General features: G+C 68.0%; 13 protein-coding genes. 6 read left to right on the top strand and 7 right to left on the bottom strand.

The annotated features are described in order from the left end of the window. Positions 1-491: 491 nt before the first annotated feature. A complete protein-coding gene (locus tag ON39_RS10880) occupies positions 492-1,199 on the top strand; it encodes an SDR family NAD(P)-dependent oxidoreductase (RefSeq protein ID WP_051186498.1) in 708 nt (235 codons plus the stop codon). A 132-nt stretch (positions 1,200-1,331) separates the two neighbouring features. Here ON39_RS10880 and ON39_RS10875 read toward each other — a convergent pair whose 3' ends face one another. The 3 genes from ON39_RS10875 to ctaC form a co-directional block, all read right to left on the bottom strand. After that, entirely contained in the window at positions 1,332-1,862 is a 531-nt protein-coding gene (locus ON39_RS10875; RefSeq protein WP_146251194.1) for a hypothetical protein, read from the bottom strand. A 70-nt stretch (positions 1,863-1,932) separates the two neighbouring features. Further along, a complete protein-coding gene (locus ON39_RS10870) occupies positions 1,933-2,349 on the bottom strand; it encodes a cytochrome c oxidase subunit 4 (RefSeq protein ID WP_040733351.1) in 417 nt (138 codons plus the stop codon). Between the two features lie 14 nt (positions 2,350-2,363). Beyond that, entirely contained in the window at positions 2,364-3,434 is a 1,071-nt protein-coding gene (gene ctaC / locus ON39_RS10865; RefSeq protein WP_083894370.1) for an aa3-type cytochrome oxidase subunit II, read from the bottom strand. 438 nt (positions 3,435-3,872) lie between these two features. Between ctaC and asnB the strand changes: the two genes are divergently transcribed. Then, positions 3,873-5,834, top strand: coding sequence for an asparagine synthase (glutamine-hydrolyzing) (gene asnB / locus ON39_RS10860; RefSeq protein ID WP_040733350.1), 1,962 nt, complete (start codon positions 3,873-3,875; stop codon positions 5,832-5,834). A gap of 385 nt (positions 5,835-6,219) precedes the next feature. On the opposite strand, the gene ON39_RS50515 is transcribed toward asnB, so the two are convergent. The 3 genes from ON39_RS50515 to ON39_RS10850 form a co-directional block, all read right to left on the bottom strand. After that, the gene (locus tag ON39_RS50515) at positions 6,220-6,345 is read right to left on the bottom strand and encodes a hypothetical protein (RefSeq protein WP_255219254.1); all 126 of its coding nucleotides are present in this window, start codon (positions 6,343-6,345) and stop codon (positions 6,220-6,222) included. 569 nt (positions 6,346-6,914) lie between these two features. Continuing rightward, the gene (locus ON39_RS10855) at positions 6,915-7,883 is read right to left on the bottom strand and encodes a carbohydrate kinase family protein (protein ID WP_040733348.1); all 969 of its coding nucleotides are present in this window, start codon (positions 7,881-7,883) and stop codon (positions 6,915-6,917) included. Between the two features lie 1,368 nt (positions 7,884-9,251). Further along, entirely contained in the window at positions 9,252-9,608 is a 357-nt protein-coding gene (locus ON39_RS10850) for a HesB/IscA family protein (protein WP_040733347.1), read from the bottom strand. 196 nt (positions 9,609-9,804) lie between these two features. Here ON39_RS10850 and ON39_RS10845 point away from each other — a divergent pair, with 196 nt between their 5' ends. After that, positions 9,805-10,476: a DUF3043 domain-containing protein gene (locus ON39_RS10845; RefSeq protein WP_040733346.1), complete on the top strand. Its 672-nt coding sequence runs from the start codon at positions 9,805-9,807 to the stop codon at positions 10,474-10,476. Positions 10,477-11,361: 885 nt separating this feature from the next. Here ON39_RS10845 and ON39_RS48645 read toward each other — a convergent pair. Continuing rightward, positions 11,362-11,499: a hypothetical protein gene (locus tag ON39_RS48645; protein ID WP_157195437.1), complete on the bottom strand. Its 138-nt coding sequence runs from the start codon at positions 11,497-11,499 to the stop codon at positions 11,362-11,364. Positions 11,500-11,605: 106 nt separating this feature from the next. Between ON39_RS48645 and ON39_RS10840 the strand changes: the two genes are divergently transcribed. The 3 genes from ON39_RS10840 to cobT all read left to right on the top strand — a co-directional run bounded on the left by ON39_RS10840 (position 11,606) and on the right by cobT (position 16,636). Further along, a complete protein-coding gene (locus tag ON39_RS10840; RefSeq protein ID WP_040733345.1) occupies positions 11,606-12,580 on the top strand; it encodes a helix-turn-helix domain-containing protein in 975 nt (324 codons plus the stop codon). Between the two features lie 1,280 nt (positions 12,581-13,860). Continuing rightward, positions 13,861-14,415 carry a bifunctional adenosylcobinamide kinase/adenosylcobinamide-phosphate guanylyltransferase gene (gene cobU / locus ON39_RS10835; protein ID WP_040733344.1) on the top strand — a complete coding sequence of 185 codons (555 nt, stop codon included), beginning with the start codon at positions 13,861-13,863 and terminating at the stop codon, positions 14,413-14,415. A gap of 1,087 nt (positions 14,416-15,502) precedes the next feature. Further along, entirely contained in the window at positions 15,503-16,636 is a 1,134-nt protein-coding gene (gene cobT / locus ON39_RS10830; RefSeq protein WP_051186497.1) for a nicotinate-nucleotide--dimethylbenzimidazole phosphoribosyltransferase, read from the top strand. Positions 16,637-17,045 lie beyond the last annotated feature (409 nt).

Raw genomic sequence — 17,045 nt, 5'->3', positions numbered from 1 at the left:
TCAGCCGAAAAACGTCCGCCTCACACGCGGAAGGTCGCTGGCTCGCGAGCACGCGGGGATCACCCGCCGGCGAGCACACGGGGATCACCCGCCGCAGCGGGGTGTCACCCCTTCGGAGAACACGAGATACGCGACACGAGCACGAAGCGCGAGACACCAACTGGGACGCACGGCCACCCACCAAGGCGAGGCCCTGTTTATGAGGCACGGGCGCAGGCACGCGACACCAGCGCGGACCGCAGCACAGTGCGCATTCCGCGAACTGATCCGTTGCGCGGGTAACGAACCCTATACTGTGACCGGCCGCGCAACGGTCGCTGAAAGGTAGCGGTAGGCGCGGCTCGGCATCGCGACAGGGGTGCCGGTGCGTGTGTTCAGCCCGTTCGCGTGTGAAGGTTGCTGTGCCGATGCCCGAATTTCGTGCTGTGCCGGTTGGTTTCGCTGAGCGTAAACGTCATCGTCCGCCGGAGCGATCGCTGATCGGGCGGCGCGTGCTGATCACGGACGCGTGCTCCGAGATCGGCAGAGCCACGGCGAGTGTGCTTGCCGCGCAGGGTGCTCAGCCGCTGTTGGTCGCGCAGGACAGCGACGATCTCGCCCAGGCCTGCGCGCGGATCAGGTCGGACGGTGGTGTGGCGGAATGGCACCGCTGCGACATCTCGGCCCTCGGCGATGTGGATCAGCTGGTCACGTGGGTGCTCAGCGAGTTCGGCACGGTCGACGTGCTGATCAATACCGCCGGCCGACCGACGCGCAGTCCGGTGACCCAGTCACTGCGGAGATTCCGCGATTATCAGCAGACGATGGCGACCAACTACTTCGGCCCGCTCCGCCTCACCCTCGGCCTACTACCCGCGATGCTGCGCTCCGGCTCCGGCCACGTGATCAATGTCGGCCCGCGCACCGGAAACACCGGCGCGGCAGCGAATTTCGCCTCCTACGCCAGCGCCCAGGCCGCCTGGACCACCTTCGGCGAGTGCGCCGACGCCGAACTGTCCCCGCACGGCATCCAGGTCACCGCCGTCCATTACCCGGCCTTCGACGACACCGAGAAACCCGAGCAAACCGCCCACCGCATCGAATCCGCCATCCACACCAGAGCCCCTCGCCTCGAACCCCGCTTCACCCGCACCCTCTACGCGCTGGCGGGAGTGGCCCCGCGCTCCACCGCACGCCTCATGCACGCGTTCGGGATCTAGCGCCTCCTCCCGGCGCCTCACGGGACCGTCTCGGTGCCGCGCGACGTCACCTCGCTGCCGCGCGGGGAGACCGGCAAGATCACCAAGCAGGTGCTCACCGGGCCGTCATCCCCTTCGGCACAGGGGTAGAGATCACCCTCGCCACTCCGGCAACGACGCGTACATGGCCGTCAGAACGTACTCCGCCGACGGTTCGAACGGCTCGAACGAGACCACCACACCGCCTTCCGTCTTGATCGACGTCTGGTCGTCGAAGGTCAGCGAAGGGTAAGGCTCCCATGCGCATTGGTGCTCGGCGAGCAGGGCCAGCATCTCGTCCATCGTGAAGCCGGCGCCGCCCGGCACCCCCATGCTCTCCGGCAGCCGGAACTCGTGTTCCGGCAGCGCACCCTCGTGGTCCAGCCCCAGCATCCACAGAATATCGTCGGTGACATACACCTCGACGCTTTCCTCCCTCGTCAGCAGGCCGCCGTGGGCGTCTTCGCCCCCATCCATCGGCAAGCCGAGCCCGATCATCGTTTCCAGCAGCTCGGCGCCTCGCATCCCCGTATGCAACCCCCCGACCCACCCGGTCTTCGCGAACCCGGCCAGCACGTCGCCGATCTTCTTCCGCTCGTCTTCCCGCACGCCGCCAAGACTGTCGCCACCGGCGACGAGCATCAAGACCACATAGTTTGCGCCACAACAACAAAAGGCCCCCTCCGCGTACGGAGGGGGCCTTTCGCGAACCGACTCAGTGCTTTTCGGGACCCAGGTAGTACTCGAACACCAACCCCGCGGCCGCGATGAGAATGCACACCACGCCGAGCCCGATCAACCAGAACTGGAAGAACGCCAGGCCGAGCGCCGTGATGGAGCCCGCGGCGGCCAGCGTGATGGGCCAGAAGCTGCCGGGCGAGAAGAAACCCAGATCGCCTGCGCCGTCGACGATCTCGGCGTCCTCGTAGTCCTCGGGCCGCAGGTCGAGGCGGCGCGCGACGAAACGGAAGTAGGTGCCGATGATCAGCGACAGGCCCGCGGTCAGCACGGTCGCGGTGGTGCCCGCCCACTCCACGCCGGTGCGGGACTGGCCGGTGAAGAAGCCGTAGACCACCGCGACGATGATGAAGAACACCGTCAGCAGTTCGAAAATCCGCGCTTCGATCTTCATATCAGATCAGTCCCTTACTTTGCCTCGGCCGCGGTCTTGGTCGTGCGATCGGTGTTGAACGGCCGGGTCGACGTGGCGACCGGCGACTCACCGATGGACTCGAGCGCCTCGGCGTTGGTCTTGCCCGCCTTGCGCGCGTCCAGGTACTTGGTGAACTTGTCCGGCGACACCGCGCGCACCTCGAAGTTCATCATCGAGTGGAAGGTGCCGCACATCTCCGCGCAGCGGCCGACGAACGCGCCTTCCTTCTCGATCTTGGTGATCTGGAAGACGTTGTCCGAGTGGTTTTCCTTCGGGTTCGGCATCACGTCGCGCTTGAACAGGAACTCCGGCACCCAGAAGGCGTGCACCACGTCGGCGGCGGCGAGCTGGAACTCGATGACCTTGTTGGTCGGCAGCACCAGGACCGGCACCTCGGTGCTGGAGCCGTAGGTCTCGACGGTGTCGTAGTGCAGGTAGGAGAGGATGTCGTTCTCCGGCTTGCCGTGCACGGGGCCCGGCTGCGGGTGACCGTCCTTGGTCTTCTCCTTGTACTCCTCGAGCTGCTCCTGGTTCGACGCCTCACGGGTGGTGTCGATGCCCTTGAAGGAGTAGCCGTCCTTGAAGTCCACGTTGCGGTAGCCGAACTTCCAGTTCCACTGGAAGGCGGTCACGTCGACCGTGACGTCGGGGTTGTCGACCTTCTCGTGCACGTAGTTCTGCACGACGACGGTGAAGTAGAACAGCACCGCGATGATGACGAACGGCACGGCCGTGTAGGTCAGCTCCAGCGGCACGTTGTAGCCGGTCTGACGCGGGAACTCCGGGGAGTCGGCCTTCTTGCGGTGGAAGGTGACGGTCCAGAAGGTCAGACCCCACACCAGCACGCCCATCAGCAGGGCGGCGACGACCGACCAGGTCCACAGCTCCCGCATCCGGGTGGCCTGCGGCGTGACGCCCGAGGGCCAGCCGAACCGCAGCCAAACATTGTCGATCGAGCAGCCCGAGACGAGCACCGCGGTGATCCCGAGGGACACCGCCAGCCCGGCCCGTCGAAGGATCCGGCCGGGTCGTGCCCCGATCTCTTCGCTCGCCTTGTGCGCCACGCTCACGCCTTCCTGGTCGCCACACATTCCGACATTTGCACCGCCCGGGCTGCGACCGCCCCGGCGATACGTTCTAAGCACATGTCAGGCCGGTCTCCGGTCGAGCGCGTGCGCCGCCTGAGAATGGCCTGAGTACTACGCAGCGTAGACCAAACGGGCGCCCTCTTTGTCGTCGGGTCGCATTCGACACTCCGCCGATCGCGATCACCCGCGCGTCCGTCGGTAAAAGCCCAGGACAGGGTGCGCACTACGCGCGCGGCGCGCGTGTGCGGCATACTCGGACACAACATTTCGGCCGCTGTGCTCACCGCGAGATCAGGCCCCGGCACGTCCGGCGAACAATCGCTCGCGGCAGACGCTGCGCACCGCCCCCGCAAGACTTTCGGACGCGCCGGTTGTCGGCCGCGTCCCGACCGGAGAAACGAGGTTGCCGACGCCGTGTGTGGACTGCTCGGGTTCCTGACATCTGACCAGACAGCGCCTGGCGTGGTGGAGCGGGTGTACGACGCGCTGCACTGCGTCCGCCACCGCGGCCCGGACGAGCGAGGGACGTGGCACGACGGCGGCGACGACGCGCCCGTCCACATGATCTTCGGCTTCAACCGCCTGTCGATCATCGATATCGAGCACTCGCACCAGCCGCTGCGCTGGGGCCCGCCGGAGAACCGTGATCGCTACGCGCTGACCTTCAACGGCGAGATCTACAACTACATCGAGCTGCGGAAGGAACTGGCCGAGGCGCACGGTGCGGAGTTCGGCGACGACTCGATCTTCCTGACCGAGGGTGACGGCGAGGCCGTGGTCGCGGCGTTCCACTACTGGGGTCCCGAGGCGGTGCGCAAGCTGCGCGGCATGTTCGCGTTCGCGATCTGGGACACCGAGACTCAGGAGCTGTTCCTGGCGCGGGATCCGTTCGGCATCAAGCCGCTGTTCCTGGCCACCGGACCGGGCGGCACCGCGTTCGGCAGCGAGAAGAAGAGCCTGCTGGAACTGCTGCCCGCGCTCGAACTCACCGACGCGCTGGATCCGCGTGCGCTGGAGCACTACACGGTGCTGCAGTACGTGCCGGAGGCGGAGACGCTGCACAAGGACATCAGGCGGCTGGAGTCGGGCAGTTACGCCACGGTGCGGCCCGGTGAGGCGCCGAAGACCACTCGATACTTCGATCCGCAGTTCAAGGTTCGCCCGTTCGCGCCCGGATCGGAGGCCGCTCGTTACCGCGAGATCGCTGCGGCGATGGAGGATTCCGTCGCCAAGCACATGCGCGCGGACGTGACCGTCGGCTCGTTCCTGTCCGGCGGCATCGACTCCACCGCGGTCGCCGCGCTCGCCATGCGGCACAACCCGAAGCTGATCACGTTCACGAGTTGCTTTGAGCGCGAGGGCTATTCGGAGGCCGACGTCGCCGCCGAGACCGCCGCCGCGATCGGCGCGAAGCACGTCATCAAGACCGTCTCCCCCGCCGAGTTCGCCGCCGCGATCCCCGAGATCGTCTGGTATCTCGACGATCCCGTCGCCGACCCCGCGCTGGTGCCGCTGTACTTCGTGGCGAAGGAGGCGCGCAAGCACGTCAAGGTCGTGCTCTCCGGCGAAGGGGCCGACGAACTGTTCGGCGGGTACACCATCTACCGGGAACCGTTGTCGCTCAAGCCCTTCGAGTACCTGCCTCGCGGGCTGCGCAAGCTGGCGGGCAAGCTCTCCGACCGTATTCCGGACGGCACCAGGGGCAAGAGCCTGCTGCACCGCGGCTCGCTCAGCCTGGAGGAGCGCTACTACGGCAACGCGCGCAGCTTCAGCGACGCTCAATTGCGTTCCGTGCTCCGCGAATTCCGGCCGGAGTGGACCCATCAGGACGTCACCGCGCCGATCTACGCGCAGTCGCGCGGCTGGGATCCCGTGGCGCGCATGCAGCATCTGGACCTGTTCACCTGGTTGCGCGGCGACATCCTCGTCAAGGCCGACAAGATGACCATGGCCAACTCGCTCGAATTGCGGGTGCCATTCCTGGATTCCGAGGTGCTGAAGGTCGCCGAGGGGCTGCCGTTCGAGCAGAAAATCACCAAGGAAACCACGAAATACGCACTGCGCCAAGCACTCGAGGGCATCGTGCCCCCCCACGTGCTGCACCGCGCCAAGCTCGGTTTCCCGGTTCCGCTGCGACACTGGCTGCGCGGCACCGAACTCTACGACTGGGCCCACCAGCAGATCCTCGAGTCACAGACCGACCACCTGCTGAACAAGGCCGCGATCACCGACATGTTGGTCGCGCACCGCGCAGGCACCTCCGACCACAGCCGGCGACTGTGGACGCTGCTGGTGTTCATGGTGTGGCACGGCATTTTCGTCGAGGATCGGATCAAGCCGGAGATCCAGGAGCCGGTGTACCCAGTGTCGCTGTAGGGCGAAGGGCCCCCTCATCGGAAGGTGAGGGGGCACCGAACCCCGCACCCTCTCTCGAACCCCGCACCCTCCCTCGAACCCCGCACCCCTTCTCGAACCCCGCACCCTCCCTCGAACCCCGCACCCCCTCTCAGGCCCGCGTCCCCCCTCGGGCCGCGCGTCCCCCCTCTTGAGCCGCGCACCCTCTCTCAGGCCGCGCACCCCCTCTCGGGCCGCGCACCTGCTCTAGGGCCCTAAAGTCGGTGCGGACCCCGAGAGAGGGTGCGGGCTCCCGCACAAAGCCTCGAAACAGCGGGCCCAAATCCCTCACCCCTCGCAGCCTCCCTCGGGCCGCGCACCTTCTCTCGGCCCGCGCACCCTCCCTCGGGCCCCGCGCACCCCTCTCTCAGCCGAGGTCCACGCCGTCGACGACGAGGGCATCCAGGCAGGGTGTGGCGGCGGGGTCGGTGGTGAGGCAGCGTTGGACGATCGCGGCCAATGCCGCGTCGTTGCCGCCGATTTCGAGGGTCACCAGGTCGGCACCCTCCCTCAGGCCCGCACCCCCTCTCAGGCCGCGCACCCTCTCTCAGGCCACGCACCCCCTCTCAGGCCGCGCACCCTCTCTCGGGCCCTAAAGCCGGTGCGGACCCCGAGAAAGGGTGCAGGATCCGCCCAAAGCCCCGAAACAGCGGGCCCGAATCCCTCGCCCCTCGCACCCTCCCTCGGGTCGCGCACCCTCTCTCAGGCCGCGCACCCCCTCTCGGGCCTCGCACCTTCTCTCGGGCCGCGCACCCTCCCTCGGGCTCCGCACCCGTTCTCAGGCCGCGCACCCCCTCTCAGGCCTCGCACCCTCTTTAGGGCCCTAAAGTCGGTGCGGACCCCGAGAGAGGGTGCGGGATCCGCCCAAAACCCCGAAACAGCGGGCCCAAATCCCTCGCCCCCGCCGACAGTGAGTGCTACAGCGTCGATAACGGCAGGCGATGGGCATCACCGCGACGTCGGCGGCCCGAATGTCGAGCCATATCGCACGTATCCCTGAACGACGAGATCTTCAGCGCGCGACGGATGTGAACGCCTGCTCCCAAGCTTTGCCTTTGGTGCTCAGAGGAGGGGCTTGATCTCCGCGGCGGCCTCGTCGCCGTAGGCGCCTGCGAGTCGCTCCAAGGCGGTTTCCTTGTTGAGGGTCCACTCCTGGGTGCCCATGGTCTCCAGGACCAGGACCGCGATGAGTGAGCCGAGCTGGGCGGAGCGCTCCAGGCTGAGGCCCGCTGTGTGGCCGGTGAGGAAACCGGCACGGAAGGCGTCGCCGACGCCGGTCGGCTCGACCTTATTGGTCTCCGGCACGACGCCGACGGTGATCTCCGTGCCGTCGCGGTCGACGATCAGCACACCGTGCTCGCCGAGCGTGGTCACCCGGATGCCGACCCGCTGGGCGACCTCCGCCTCGCTCAGTCCGGTCTTCTGCAGCAGCAGCGCCCACTCGTACTTGTTCGTGAAAAGGTATGCGGCGCCGTCGATCAGCTGCACAGCCTGCTCGCCGTCGAGGAGCGCCAGCTGCTGGGACGGGTCGGCGGCGAACGGGATGCCGTGCTCGCGGCACTGGGCGGTGTGCCTCAGCATCGCGTCGGGGTCATTGGCGCCCACCAGCACGAGGTCCACCGAGTGCTCCTTGGCGAGATCGCCGATGGAGATGTCGCGGGCCTCGCTCATCGCGCCCGGGTAGAACGACGCGATCTGGGCCATGTCGTCGTCGGTGGTGCAGACGAAACGGGCGGTGTGCGCACGCTCGGAGATCAGCACGCCGGAGCAGTCGACGCCGTGCGACTCCAACCACTCGCGGTACTCGCCGAAGTCGGCGCCCACGGCACCGACCAGCAGGGGCGTGCGGTTCAGCAGCCCCATGGCGTAAGCGATGTTGCCCGCGACGCCGCCGCGGCGAATCTGCAGATCATCGACGAGGAAGCTGAGCGAGACGTGGTCGAGCTGGTCGGCCAGCAGTGCGTCGCGGAACCGGCCGGGAAAACGCATGAGATGGTCGGTGGCAATGGACGCGGAAACAGCGATGGACACGAGGCTGGCCCTTCAACGGTAGGCGGCAGGCGGCAGACCGGGAACGAAGTCCCGGCCTAACCGTACCAATGTTGGCCCGCCGCACCGAGACCTCGATCGGGGGGTTGTCGATGAAATCGTCGGTGTGGGGCGATAGTTGAGGATGCGGCGGGCACCGCGTGTCGAGTTGAGACGGGCGTCGCATTCCGGTCATGGCACCACCATCAACGTCGGCACACTATCCGCCGACGCGCCGGCAACACGTCACCGCTCGGCGCGACCGACAACTCCGCAGCACCGATCGCCGACGCCCCGGCACTACCGTCGTCGCCCGGCGTCAACGCCGCAGCACCCACCACCGACGCCCCGGCGCCACCGCCAATGCCCGGCGCCAACGCCGCAGAACACAGTCACCCACGGCGCCATCGCCGACTCCGCAGCATCCATCGCCAACGCCGTGGCACTACCGCCATCGCCCGGCACCCGGCGCCAACGCCGCAGTACCACAGTCACCGCACGGCGCCACCGACAACTCCGCAGCACCCCTCGCCAACGGCCCCCGCATCGCCATGAACGCAGTTCGCCGACCAGTCTCGAAGATGCCGCCTCGCGCCGAGGTCGGACACATGGGGGTGATCTCGGCTGAGCGACGTCGGGCGCGCCGACAAGGTCGGCAGCATTTCATCGCGAGGAGCCCGAATTGCGGGCCGCGCTGCCGTCACCATGAGAAGGCCTCGCCGCCAAGAGCAGGCCGCGTCACCACGAGGCATGCCGCATCACCAGGAGCACGCCACGTCACCACGGGGGAGGCGCGGCCCAGTGAGGAGAACCGGCCACCACGAGCACGCCGCGGTCACGACGAACGCGTCACCACCAGCACGCCGCATCGCCCAGACCACGCCGCATCCATCATCACCAGTTCCCGTCTTACCCAGACCACGCCGCATCGCTGCCAGCACAGCGCCGCACCCGGAGCACATCGGACGATCACAAGCACGCTGCGTCACGACCAGCATGCCGCCCCGGAGCACGCCGGATCGCCACCAAGCACGCCGTCTCATCTGGAGCACGCCGCGTCACCGCCCCACCCGGAGCATGCCGCATCGCCACCAACACGCCACCTCACCGAAGCACGCCGCATCACCGCCAGCAGGCCACCATCGGGGCACGCCGCGTCACCGCCAGCACCCCACCCGTCCAGAGCACGCCGCATCACCACCGACACGCCACACCATCCGGAGCCACTACGAACAGGACCCCTCACCGCGAGCACAGCAGATCCGCGCACGGCCCGCCGGCGACCCCAAAAACGCGCAACCCCACGCGAGTCGAAACTCACGTGGGGTGGGCTGTTACGCGGGTGACCCGCTTGTGGCGCGGACGGTTCGGTCAGTTGAACGAATCGCCGCAGGCGCAGGAGCCGGTGGCGTTCGGGTTGTCGATGGTGAAGCCCTGCTTCTCGATGGTGTCGACGAAGTCGATGGACGCACCCTGCACGTACGGGGCGCTCATGCGGTCGACGGCCAGCTTGACGCCGGAGAAGTCGACGGTGAGGTCGCCGTCGAGCGAGCGGTCGTCGAAGAACAGCTGGTATCGCAGGCCGGCACAGCCACCGGGCTGCACGGCGATCCGCAGTGCCAGGTCGTCGCGACCCTCCTGATCCAGCAGCGCCTTCGCCTTGCTGGCGGCAGCGTCGGTCAGCACAACACCGTGGGTTTCGGTGGCGGTCTCGTTCTGCACAGTCATGAACTCTCCTCGAGGAACCTGTCGTCGACCCGTGAACAGCGCACGGGTCGTGTCGGTCAACACCACTCGGCGGGCTGCTATTCCTCCATCTTGCCACCACCGCGCCGCGAGGAACACGCCCCCTGCGTGACCCTCCACACCTGCGCGAATAGGACCGCATTTCCCGCCGCGTATTCCATCGAATAGCCTGGTCGATGTGAAATTGTTCCGTCGCGGCGAGTCCAGCACCACCGACGCGGCCGCCGATCGGACGGCGGCCACGGACGGCGACTCGACCGCGGGCACCACTCGCACGGCGGTCACCGCCACCGCGGGCAAGGGCCGTCCCACACCGAAACGCCGTGACGCGCAAGGCAAGCGGCGCGGCCCAGTCGCCCCGGCGCCGCTCACCGCGAAGGAGGCCCGCGCCCGGCGCAAGGCCACTCGCGGCACCAAAGAGGAGCGCAAACTGGCCGCCGCCGAGCGCAAGGCCGCCGTGCAGGACCGGCGCACGCGCATGCTCGCCGGCGAGGACAAGTACCTGCTGCCGCGCGACCAGGGTCCGGTTCGCGCGTTCGTCCGCGACATCGTCGACGGACGGCGCAACCTGGTCGGCCTGTTCATGCCGATGGCGCTCGTGCTGATCCTGTCGATGTTCGTCGCGCCCGGGCTGCAGACGATCGTCACACTGGCCATGCTGGTGATGATGTTCTTCATGATCGCCGAGGGCTTCCTGCTCGGACGCATCGTGAACGGGCGGGTCCGCGAGCGGTTCCCCGACACCGACGACACCGGGTACAAACTCGGCTGGTACGCGTTCGTGCGCGCGTCGCAGATTCGGAAGATGCGTGCGCCGAAGCCTCGGGTCAGTCCGGGCGACGCGATCTAGGTCGTCGGTGGCTGGCGGTCACGCCGTTGGCAGGGTCGCGGTTACTCGAGCCAGCGGCGATGGGCGCTCGGCGTCAGCAGTCGTCGTTGGCAGGGGTTCGCGGTTGAGCCTTCGTGAGCCAGTTGACGCTCGACGTTGGCTTTCGCGCGTTGGCGGAGCCGCGGTTGAGCGCATCGCGGGTTGGCGGAGCCGCGGTTTAGCGCATCGCGGGTTGGCGGAGCCGCAGTTGAGCACATCGCGGGTTGGTCGAGTCGGCGAATAGACGCTCGGCAGCCGCTCGTTCGGAGTTGGGCGCATCGTGAGCTTCGCTTGCGGTGGCCCCTCGACGCTGACAGTTGACGCTCGCGCGTCGGCGGGGGTTGCGGTCGACTGAGTGCTCCGTGCGTCAGCCGGACTGGCGACGGTTGACGCACGAGGTCAGGAGTCAACCGTTCGCGCGTAGGCGGAGCCGCAGCTGGCCGGGTGCTTCGTGAGCCGACTTAGCCCGGGGTGATCGCCGCTCGGCGATGCCGTCGGCGTTCGCGGGCTCGGTCGACGCGCGGCGTCGGCACTCGATGTTCGCGCAATCTCGCTCCGTTCAGAATTACTTGCCGACGACGTCACGGAAGATGTCCATCGGCACTCGCCAAACGATCAGCAGGCACTGACGGCAGGATCGGCGAGAAGCGTCCGCCATCAGTCCCCCTCCCCTCGCGAGGGAGGGGCGTCGACGTTGTAGGCGCTCCAGTTCGCTGTGCGCGTTGAGGCGTGGCCGAGGGAGTGGCGTGACCTGGGTTCCGCCGAACATCGCCGGTATCGAGACGGCGCGGCGAACCGCCCCGACATGATTGCGGCCCGGCTCGTGGAATACGAGCCGGGCCGCAGCCGGTTGGGGGGACATCGGGGTCAGATGTTGCTGGTTCGGCCGTGCATGGCCGACAGCTCGGCGTGCATGCGCTGCGCGTCGCGGTCGGTGACGTTGGATGAACCCGCCGGGCCGGCGTAGTGGCTCACGACGGCGGCGAAAGTGACGATGACTGCCATAGCGATCAGAAAAGTAATCATGGCAGTAAGTTTGCGCTCGGTGAGTTACCGCCGAAAGTGGCTGAACTGACATAGTTCGTAAAGATTCAGCCACTACACTCGAAGCATGCTGTCCAAGGTCGCCGTCGTCCTGTCAGAACGCATGGCCATGTTCGAATTCGGTGTGGTCTGTGAGGTTTTCGGCCTCGACCGGTCCGGTGACGGGCTCCCGGCCTTCGACTTCAAGGTGTGCGGCGCCGAGCCGGGCAAGCCGCTGCGCTCCAGCACGCCCGGCATCACGCTCACGCCCGAGTACGGCCTCGAGCACGTGGCGAAGGCCGATCTCGTCGCCATCCCGGCCGCCGCGTCGAAACTCGAGTTCGATCCGCGCGTCCTCGACGCCGTGCGGGGCGCCTCGGCCTCGGGCGCGATCGTGCTGACCGTCTGTTCAGGCGCTTTCCTCGCCGGCGCGGCCGGGCTGTTGAACGGGCGCAAGTGCACCACCCACTGGAGCTACGTGGACGAGCTAGCCGCCCTGTACCCCGAGGCGACCGTCGACCCCGACGTCCTGTTCGTCGACGAAGGCAACCTGATCACCAGCGCGGGCACCGCCGCGGGCATCGACGCCTGCCTGCACCTCGTGCGCCGCGAACTCGGCAGCGCCGTGGCCAACGCCATCGCACGCCGGATGGTCGTGCCGCCCCAGCGCGACGGCGGGCAGCGCCAATTCATCGAACGCCCCGTCGCCACCTGCACCTCCGACAGCCTCATCCCCACGCTGGAGTGGATGAACGAGCACCTCGACCTCCCGCACACCATCGAAGACCTCGCCGCGCGGGCGAACATGTCCACCCGCACGTTCGCCCGCCGCTTCGCCGCGGAAACCGGAACCACACCGGTGAAGTGGCTGACCAACCAGCGCGTGCTGCTGACCAAACAGTTGCTCGAGGAAACCGACCTCGGACTCGAGCAAATCGCCGCCCGCGCGGGTTTCGGCTCCGGCGCACTGCTGCGCCACCACTTCCAACGGCTGGTCGGCATCGCACCCACCGAGTACCGGCGGCGCTTCGGCGCCACGGATGTGGTCGAAGCCTCCGCCTGACTCGGCCTCCTCGGTGCCGCACTCCTTCTCAGAATCCGCGCCCGTTCGGGACGCAAGTGGCGGTGCGGATCCCGAGGTCTCGGTGACCCTGTGATGGGTGGCAATCTCTCCGATGCGAGCAATCCACGCGACGCCATGACGGCTCCTGCGATTCGTGGCGATCCCCGCAATGCGTGACGGCCCCTGCGATCCGTGGCAATCCCCGGATCCGGGGCAATCCACCCGACCCTGTGACGGCCCCTGCGATTCGTGGCGATCCCCGCTATACGTGACGGCTCTGGGATCCGTGGCAGTCCCCCTGTCAGCACTCGTTGAAAACAAACCCGGCCACTGGCGCTCTTTGAAAATCGGCCACCCATCCACGATCGGAAGGGTCTCAGTGCAGGAGTGGGCGCAGATCAGGTATCTGCATGCGAGCGAGGGCCTGTCGATGCGGGCAATCCACGCGACCCCGCGATGGCTCCTGCGATCCGTGGCAATCCCCGCAATGCTTGACGGTCCCTCCGACGCGTGGCAATCCCTGCGAGCTGAGGGCAATCCACGCGACTCCGCGACGGCTCCTGCGATCCGTGGCACTCCTCCGCAATGCGTGACGGTCCCTGCGACCCGTGGCAGTCCCCGGGCCGGGGGCATCCCTGCGCTCCGGACCCCGGCGACGCGAGGTGATCCTTGCGATCCGAGGCGGCCCTGTGATGGGTGATGGCCGCTGCGACGCATGGCAATCCCTGCGATGCGGGACGACCCCCGCGACGCGAAGCAATCGCTGCGATGCGAGGCGGCCCCTGCGATCCGGGGCAATCCGGGACGGCTCATGCAATCCGCGGCGAGCCCCGCGACGCGCAGGCAAATCCCCGCGACACGTAACGGCCCCGCGACGCGAGGCAATTCCGCGACACGAGGCGGCCCCCGCGAACGGCCCCGCGACGCGAGGCAATTCCGCGACACGAGGCGGCCCGCGATTAGGGGCAATCCCCGCCATCCGTAACGGCTCATGAAATCCTGGACGGTCCCCCGCGACACGGCGATCCATCACGGCCCTGCGACGCATGGCAATCCCCGGGCACGCCGCGCCGGATAGCGAGCAGAGTGGAATGGTCGCTGAACGATCTTCATGTGCGACCATTCGACTCTGCTCGACACTCACGGGCGACCATTTGCCTCTGCTGGATGTGCGATCCGGGGCGACTCACGCGAGGGGTGGGAGCCCGCTGATTGTGTGGCGACACCTGGGTCGTGGAGCGCTGGCAGACGGGGCTGGGACGGATTGATACCGTGCTGGCGTGTCGCACAGTGCCTTTACCGTCGAGCCGCGCCGCACGCTCGTCCTGGGCGGCGCTCGGTCGGGTAAGTCCGGCTATGCCGAGGAGCTGGCCGAGCACGCCGCCGGACCGGTTCGCTATCTCGCCACCTCGATCCCCGACCCCGCCGACCTCGACTTCGCCGAGCGCATCGCCGCACACCGCGACCGCAGGCCCGCCGACTGGACCGTGCTCGAAAGTGCCGACCCCGCAGCCGTTCTCGCCGCACCGGCCCCCGAGGGCAGCACCCTGATCGACGACATCGGCACCTGGCTCACCGCCCGCATCGACGCCCGCGCCGCCTGGGATTCCCCACGCGGCACCATCACCCCCGACACCGACGCCCTCCTCACCGCCGTCGCCGCCTACCCACGCCGCCTGATCATCGTGAGCCCCGAGGTCGGCATGGGCGTCGTCCCGGCCACCCGCTCCGGCCGCCTCTTCCGCGACGAAATCGGCACCCTCAACCAACGCCTAGCCCAAATCTGCGACGAAGCGTTCCTGGTAGTAGCCGGCCTACCCATGCGCCTGAAGTGAACCGCCTCCCCTGACAGCACTCGCTTCGCACATCCGCGCCGTACTCAGCATGTGGGCCGACGGTCGCAGCAAGCTGGCCGAGTTCCTGTGGACAGGTCGAGATACCGGGTCAGCCGAGTTGGGGCAACCAGCCGAGTTGATCGAGCCAGTCGAGCACGTAGACAGCCGAGTAGGCGGACCCAGCCGAGGTGGTGGACCCAACTGCGCTGGTCAAGCCAGCTGAGTTCGTTGCCCCACCAAAGTTCGTGGGATCAGCTGAGCATGTGGACCGGCCGAGTTGGCAGGAACAACCGAGGTGGTGCAACCAGCGAGGTGATCGAACCAGCCGAGGTGGCGGGGCCAACCGAGGTGGCGGGGCCAACCTAGGTGGTCAGACCGGCCGACGGTGGGACCAGCAAGGTAGTCGAACCAGCCGAGCACGAGGGACCAGCCGAGCTGGTCGGCCAGCCGAGGGCGCGGGCCCAATCGAGTTGGTGGGCACAGCCGAGTTGGTACGACCGGACAAGTTCGACGGCCCAGCCAAGTTGGTTGGGGCCAGCAGTTCGTCGGGCTAACCGAATTCTCCTGTTCGGCCAGGTCGGTGCGACCCGGCCAACTTCGCCGACCCAGCCAAGTGGTCGAACCGGCCGAGCTGGTCGGCCCAGCCAAGCACGTGGAACGGCCGAGTTGGCGGGACCACCCGAGTTCACCGACGCAGCCGAGTTCGTGGGACCGGACAGGTTCGACGCCCAGCCGAGTCGGTGGAGCCAGCCGTTCGTTGGGCCGGTCGAGTTCGCTGCCCAACCGAGTTCGTCGAGGCCAACCGAGTTCGTCGGCCGATCGTCGGCTCAGTTCGTCGGCCCCCAGCACGTCAGCCCCACCACGCACGTCGGCCAACCGAGGTGATCGAGCCCACCGACGTAGCGGGTGGCGGGTCAGCCGAAACTCCTGCGGACGAGCCGAGTCGTCGTGGATCGCAGTCCGCGACGCGGCGCCGTGTGCGGGTGCAAATCGTGGTTGGGATGGGTGATGTGCGGGGCGGCGGTTGGGGCGGGCAAGATTGGGCGGCGATGGGTGTAGGGACCGTGCTGAACGGAAAGGCTCGACAGTGACACACGGATTTGGACCGGTGACGCCTCCTGACGCACAGGTTCGGGCGGCGGCGGAGCGGCGGCAGGCGGAGTTGACCAAACCCGGTGGGTCGCTCGGGCGGCTCGAGGAGCTCGGCAATTGGGTTGCGGCGTGTCAGGGTGTGTGCCCGCCGAAGCAGTTCGAGCGGGCCAGGGTTGTGGTGTTCGCCGGGGATCACGGCGTTGCGCGGCACGGGGTTTCGGCGTATCCGAGCGAGGTCACCGCGCAAATGGTCGCCAACTTCCTCGGTGGGGGCGCCGCGGTGAATGCGCTCGCCGTCGTCGCGGGCGCCACCGTCCGGGTCGCGGACATCTCCGTCGACGGCGACACCGATTCGCTCATCGCCAAGCACAAGGTGCGACGCTCCAGCGGCTCGATCGACCGCGAGGACGCGCTCACCACGGACGAGGTCGCGGCCGCGCTCGCCGCGGGCAAGGCGATCGCCGACGAGGAGATCGACGGGGGCGCCGACCTGCTCATCGCGGGTGACATGGGCATCGGCAACACGACGCCGGCCACGGCCCTCATCGCAACGCTCACCGACACCGAACCCGTCGCCGCCGTGGGCCGCGGCACCGGCGTCGACGATGCGGGCTGGGCACGCAAGGTCGCCGCGATTCGAGACGCCATGCGCCGGGCTCGACCGAGCGTCAAGGACCCCGTCGAACTGCTGCGTGTCGCCGCGGGCGCCGACTTCGCCGCCATGGCCGGCTTCCTCGCCCAGGCCGCTGCTCGCCGCACGCCCGTCATCCTCGACGGCGTCGTCGTCACGGCCGCCGCCTTGGTCGCCGAAGACTTGGCCGCCGGCGCGTCGGCCTGGTGGCTGGCGGGCCACCGCTCCACCGAGCCCGCCCACAACCTGGCCCTGCAACGCCTGCGCCTGAAACCGCTGCTCGACCTGAACATGCGCCTCGGCGAAGCCTCCGGCGCCCTCACCGCCCTCCCTATCCTGCGCGCCGCCGTCGCCACGCTCGCTGAGATGTCCACCTTCGCCGAGGCCGGTGTCAGCACGGCCGATACCGGCACCGCCGAGAACACGGAACTCACTGTGCCTGCGGACAATCCGGAGCCCGACGAGGATGTTTCGGGCAAGCCGGACCTCCGGAAATGAGGAAACGATCGTCGCGGACCAAGGCGCTTTCCCGCAGAGCCAACCCACCTTTCGGCGACGGTCATCCCAGTTCCCTCGCGGTACAGTGCGTTAACGCATCCGACCGAATCGAAGCGCTTTCCTGGAGAAACAACCCGCCTTCGTGCGACGGCCACCACAGTTCTCCTGCGGTACAAAGCGCTACCGTGCCGTCGGTGGCACAGCACCTGCCCGCCGCCCCGGCCGTACTGCATCGAATGGGCGTCGCCCCTTCGAAATCGGGCGACCGGCCAGCTGGTGATGTGACGCTGAACCAAGATAGCGGTTCGAGCATGGGTGCTCCCGCACGCTCGTGGCCAGATTCGCCTCTGCGACAGAGGTATTCGGCCGTCAGGTGGCGAATGGTGTCCGCCCGCCCAGGGGTGTTCGC

The sequence above is a fragment of the Nocardia tenerifensis NBRC 101015 genome (assembly GCF_000308715.1).
GTDB lineage: Bacteria > Actinomycetota > Actinomycetes > Mycobacteriales > Mycobacteriaceae > Nocardia > Nocardia tenerifensis.
This window is presented reverse-complemented; position numbering and strand designations above follow the sequence as displayed.

Bases quoted from the DNA above. Each gene is read 5' to 3' on its own strand.
- ON39_RS48645 (WP_157195437.1), bottom strand. From the start codon at position 11,499: ATGGCAGTCATCGTCACTTTCGCCGCCGTCGTGAGCCACTACGCCGGC.
- ON39_RS10870 (WP_040733351.1), bottom strand. From the start codon at position 2,349: ATGAAGATCGAAGCGCGGATTTTCGAACTGCTGACGGTGTTCTTCATC.
- ON39_RS10840 (WP_040733345.1), top strand. From the start codon at position 11,606: ATGCTGTCCAAGGTCGCCGTCGTCCTGTCAGAACGCATGGCCATGTTC.
- ON39_RS10850 (WP_040733347.1), bottom strand. From the start codon at position 9,608: ATGACTGTGCAGAACGAGACCGCCACCGAAACCCACGGTGTTGTGCTG.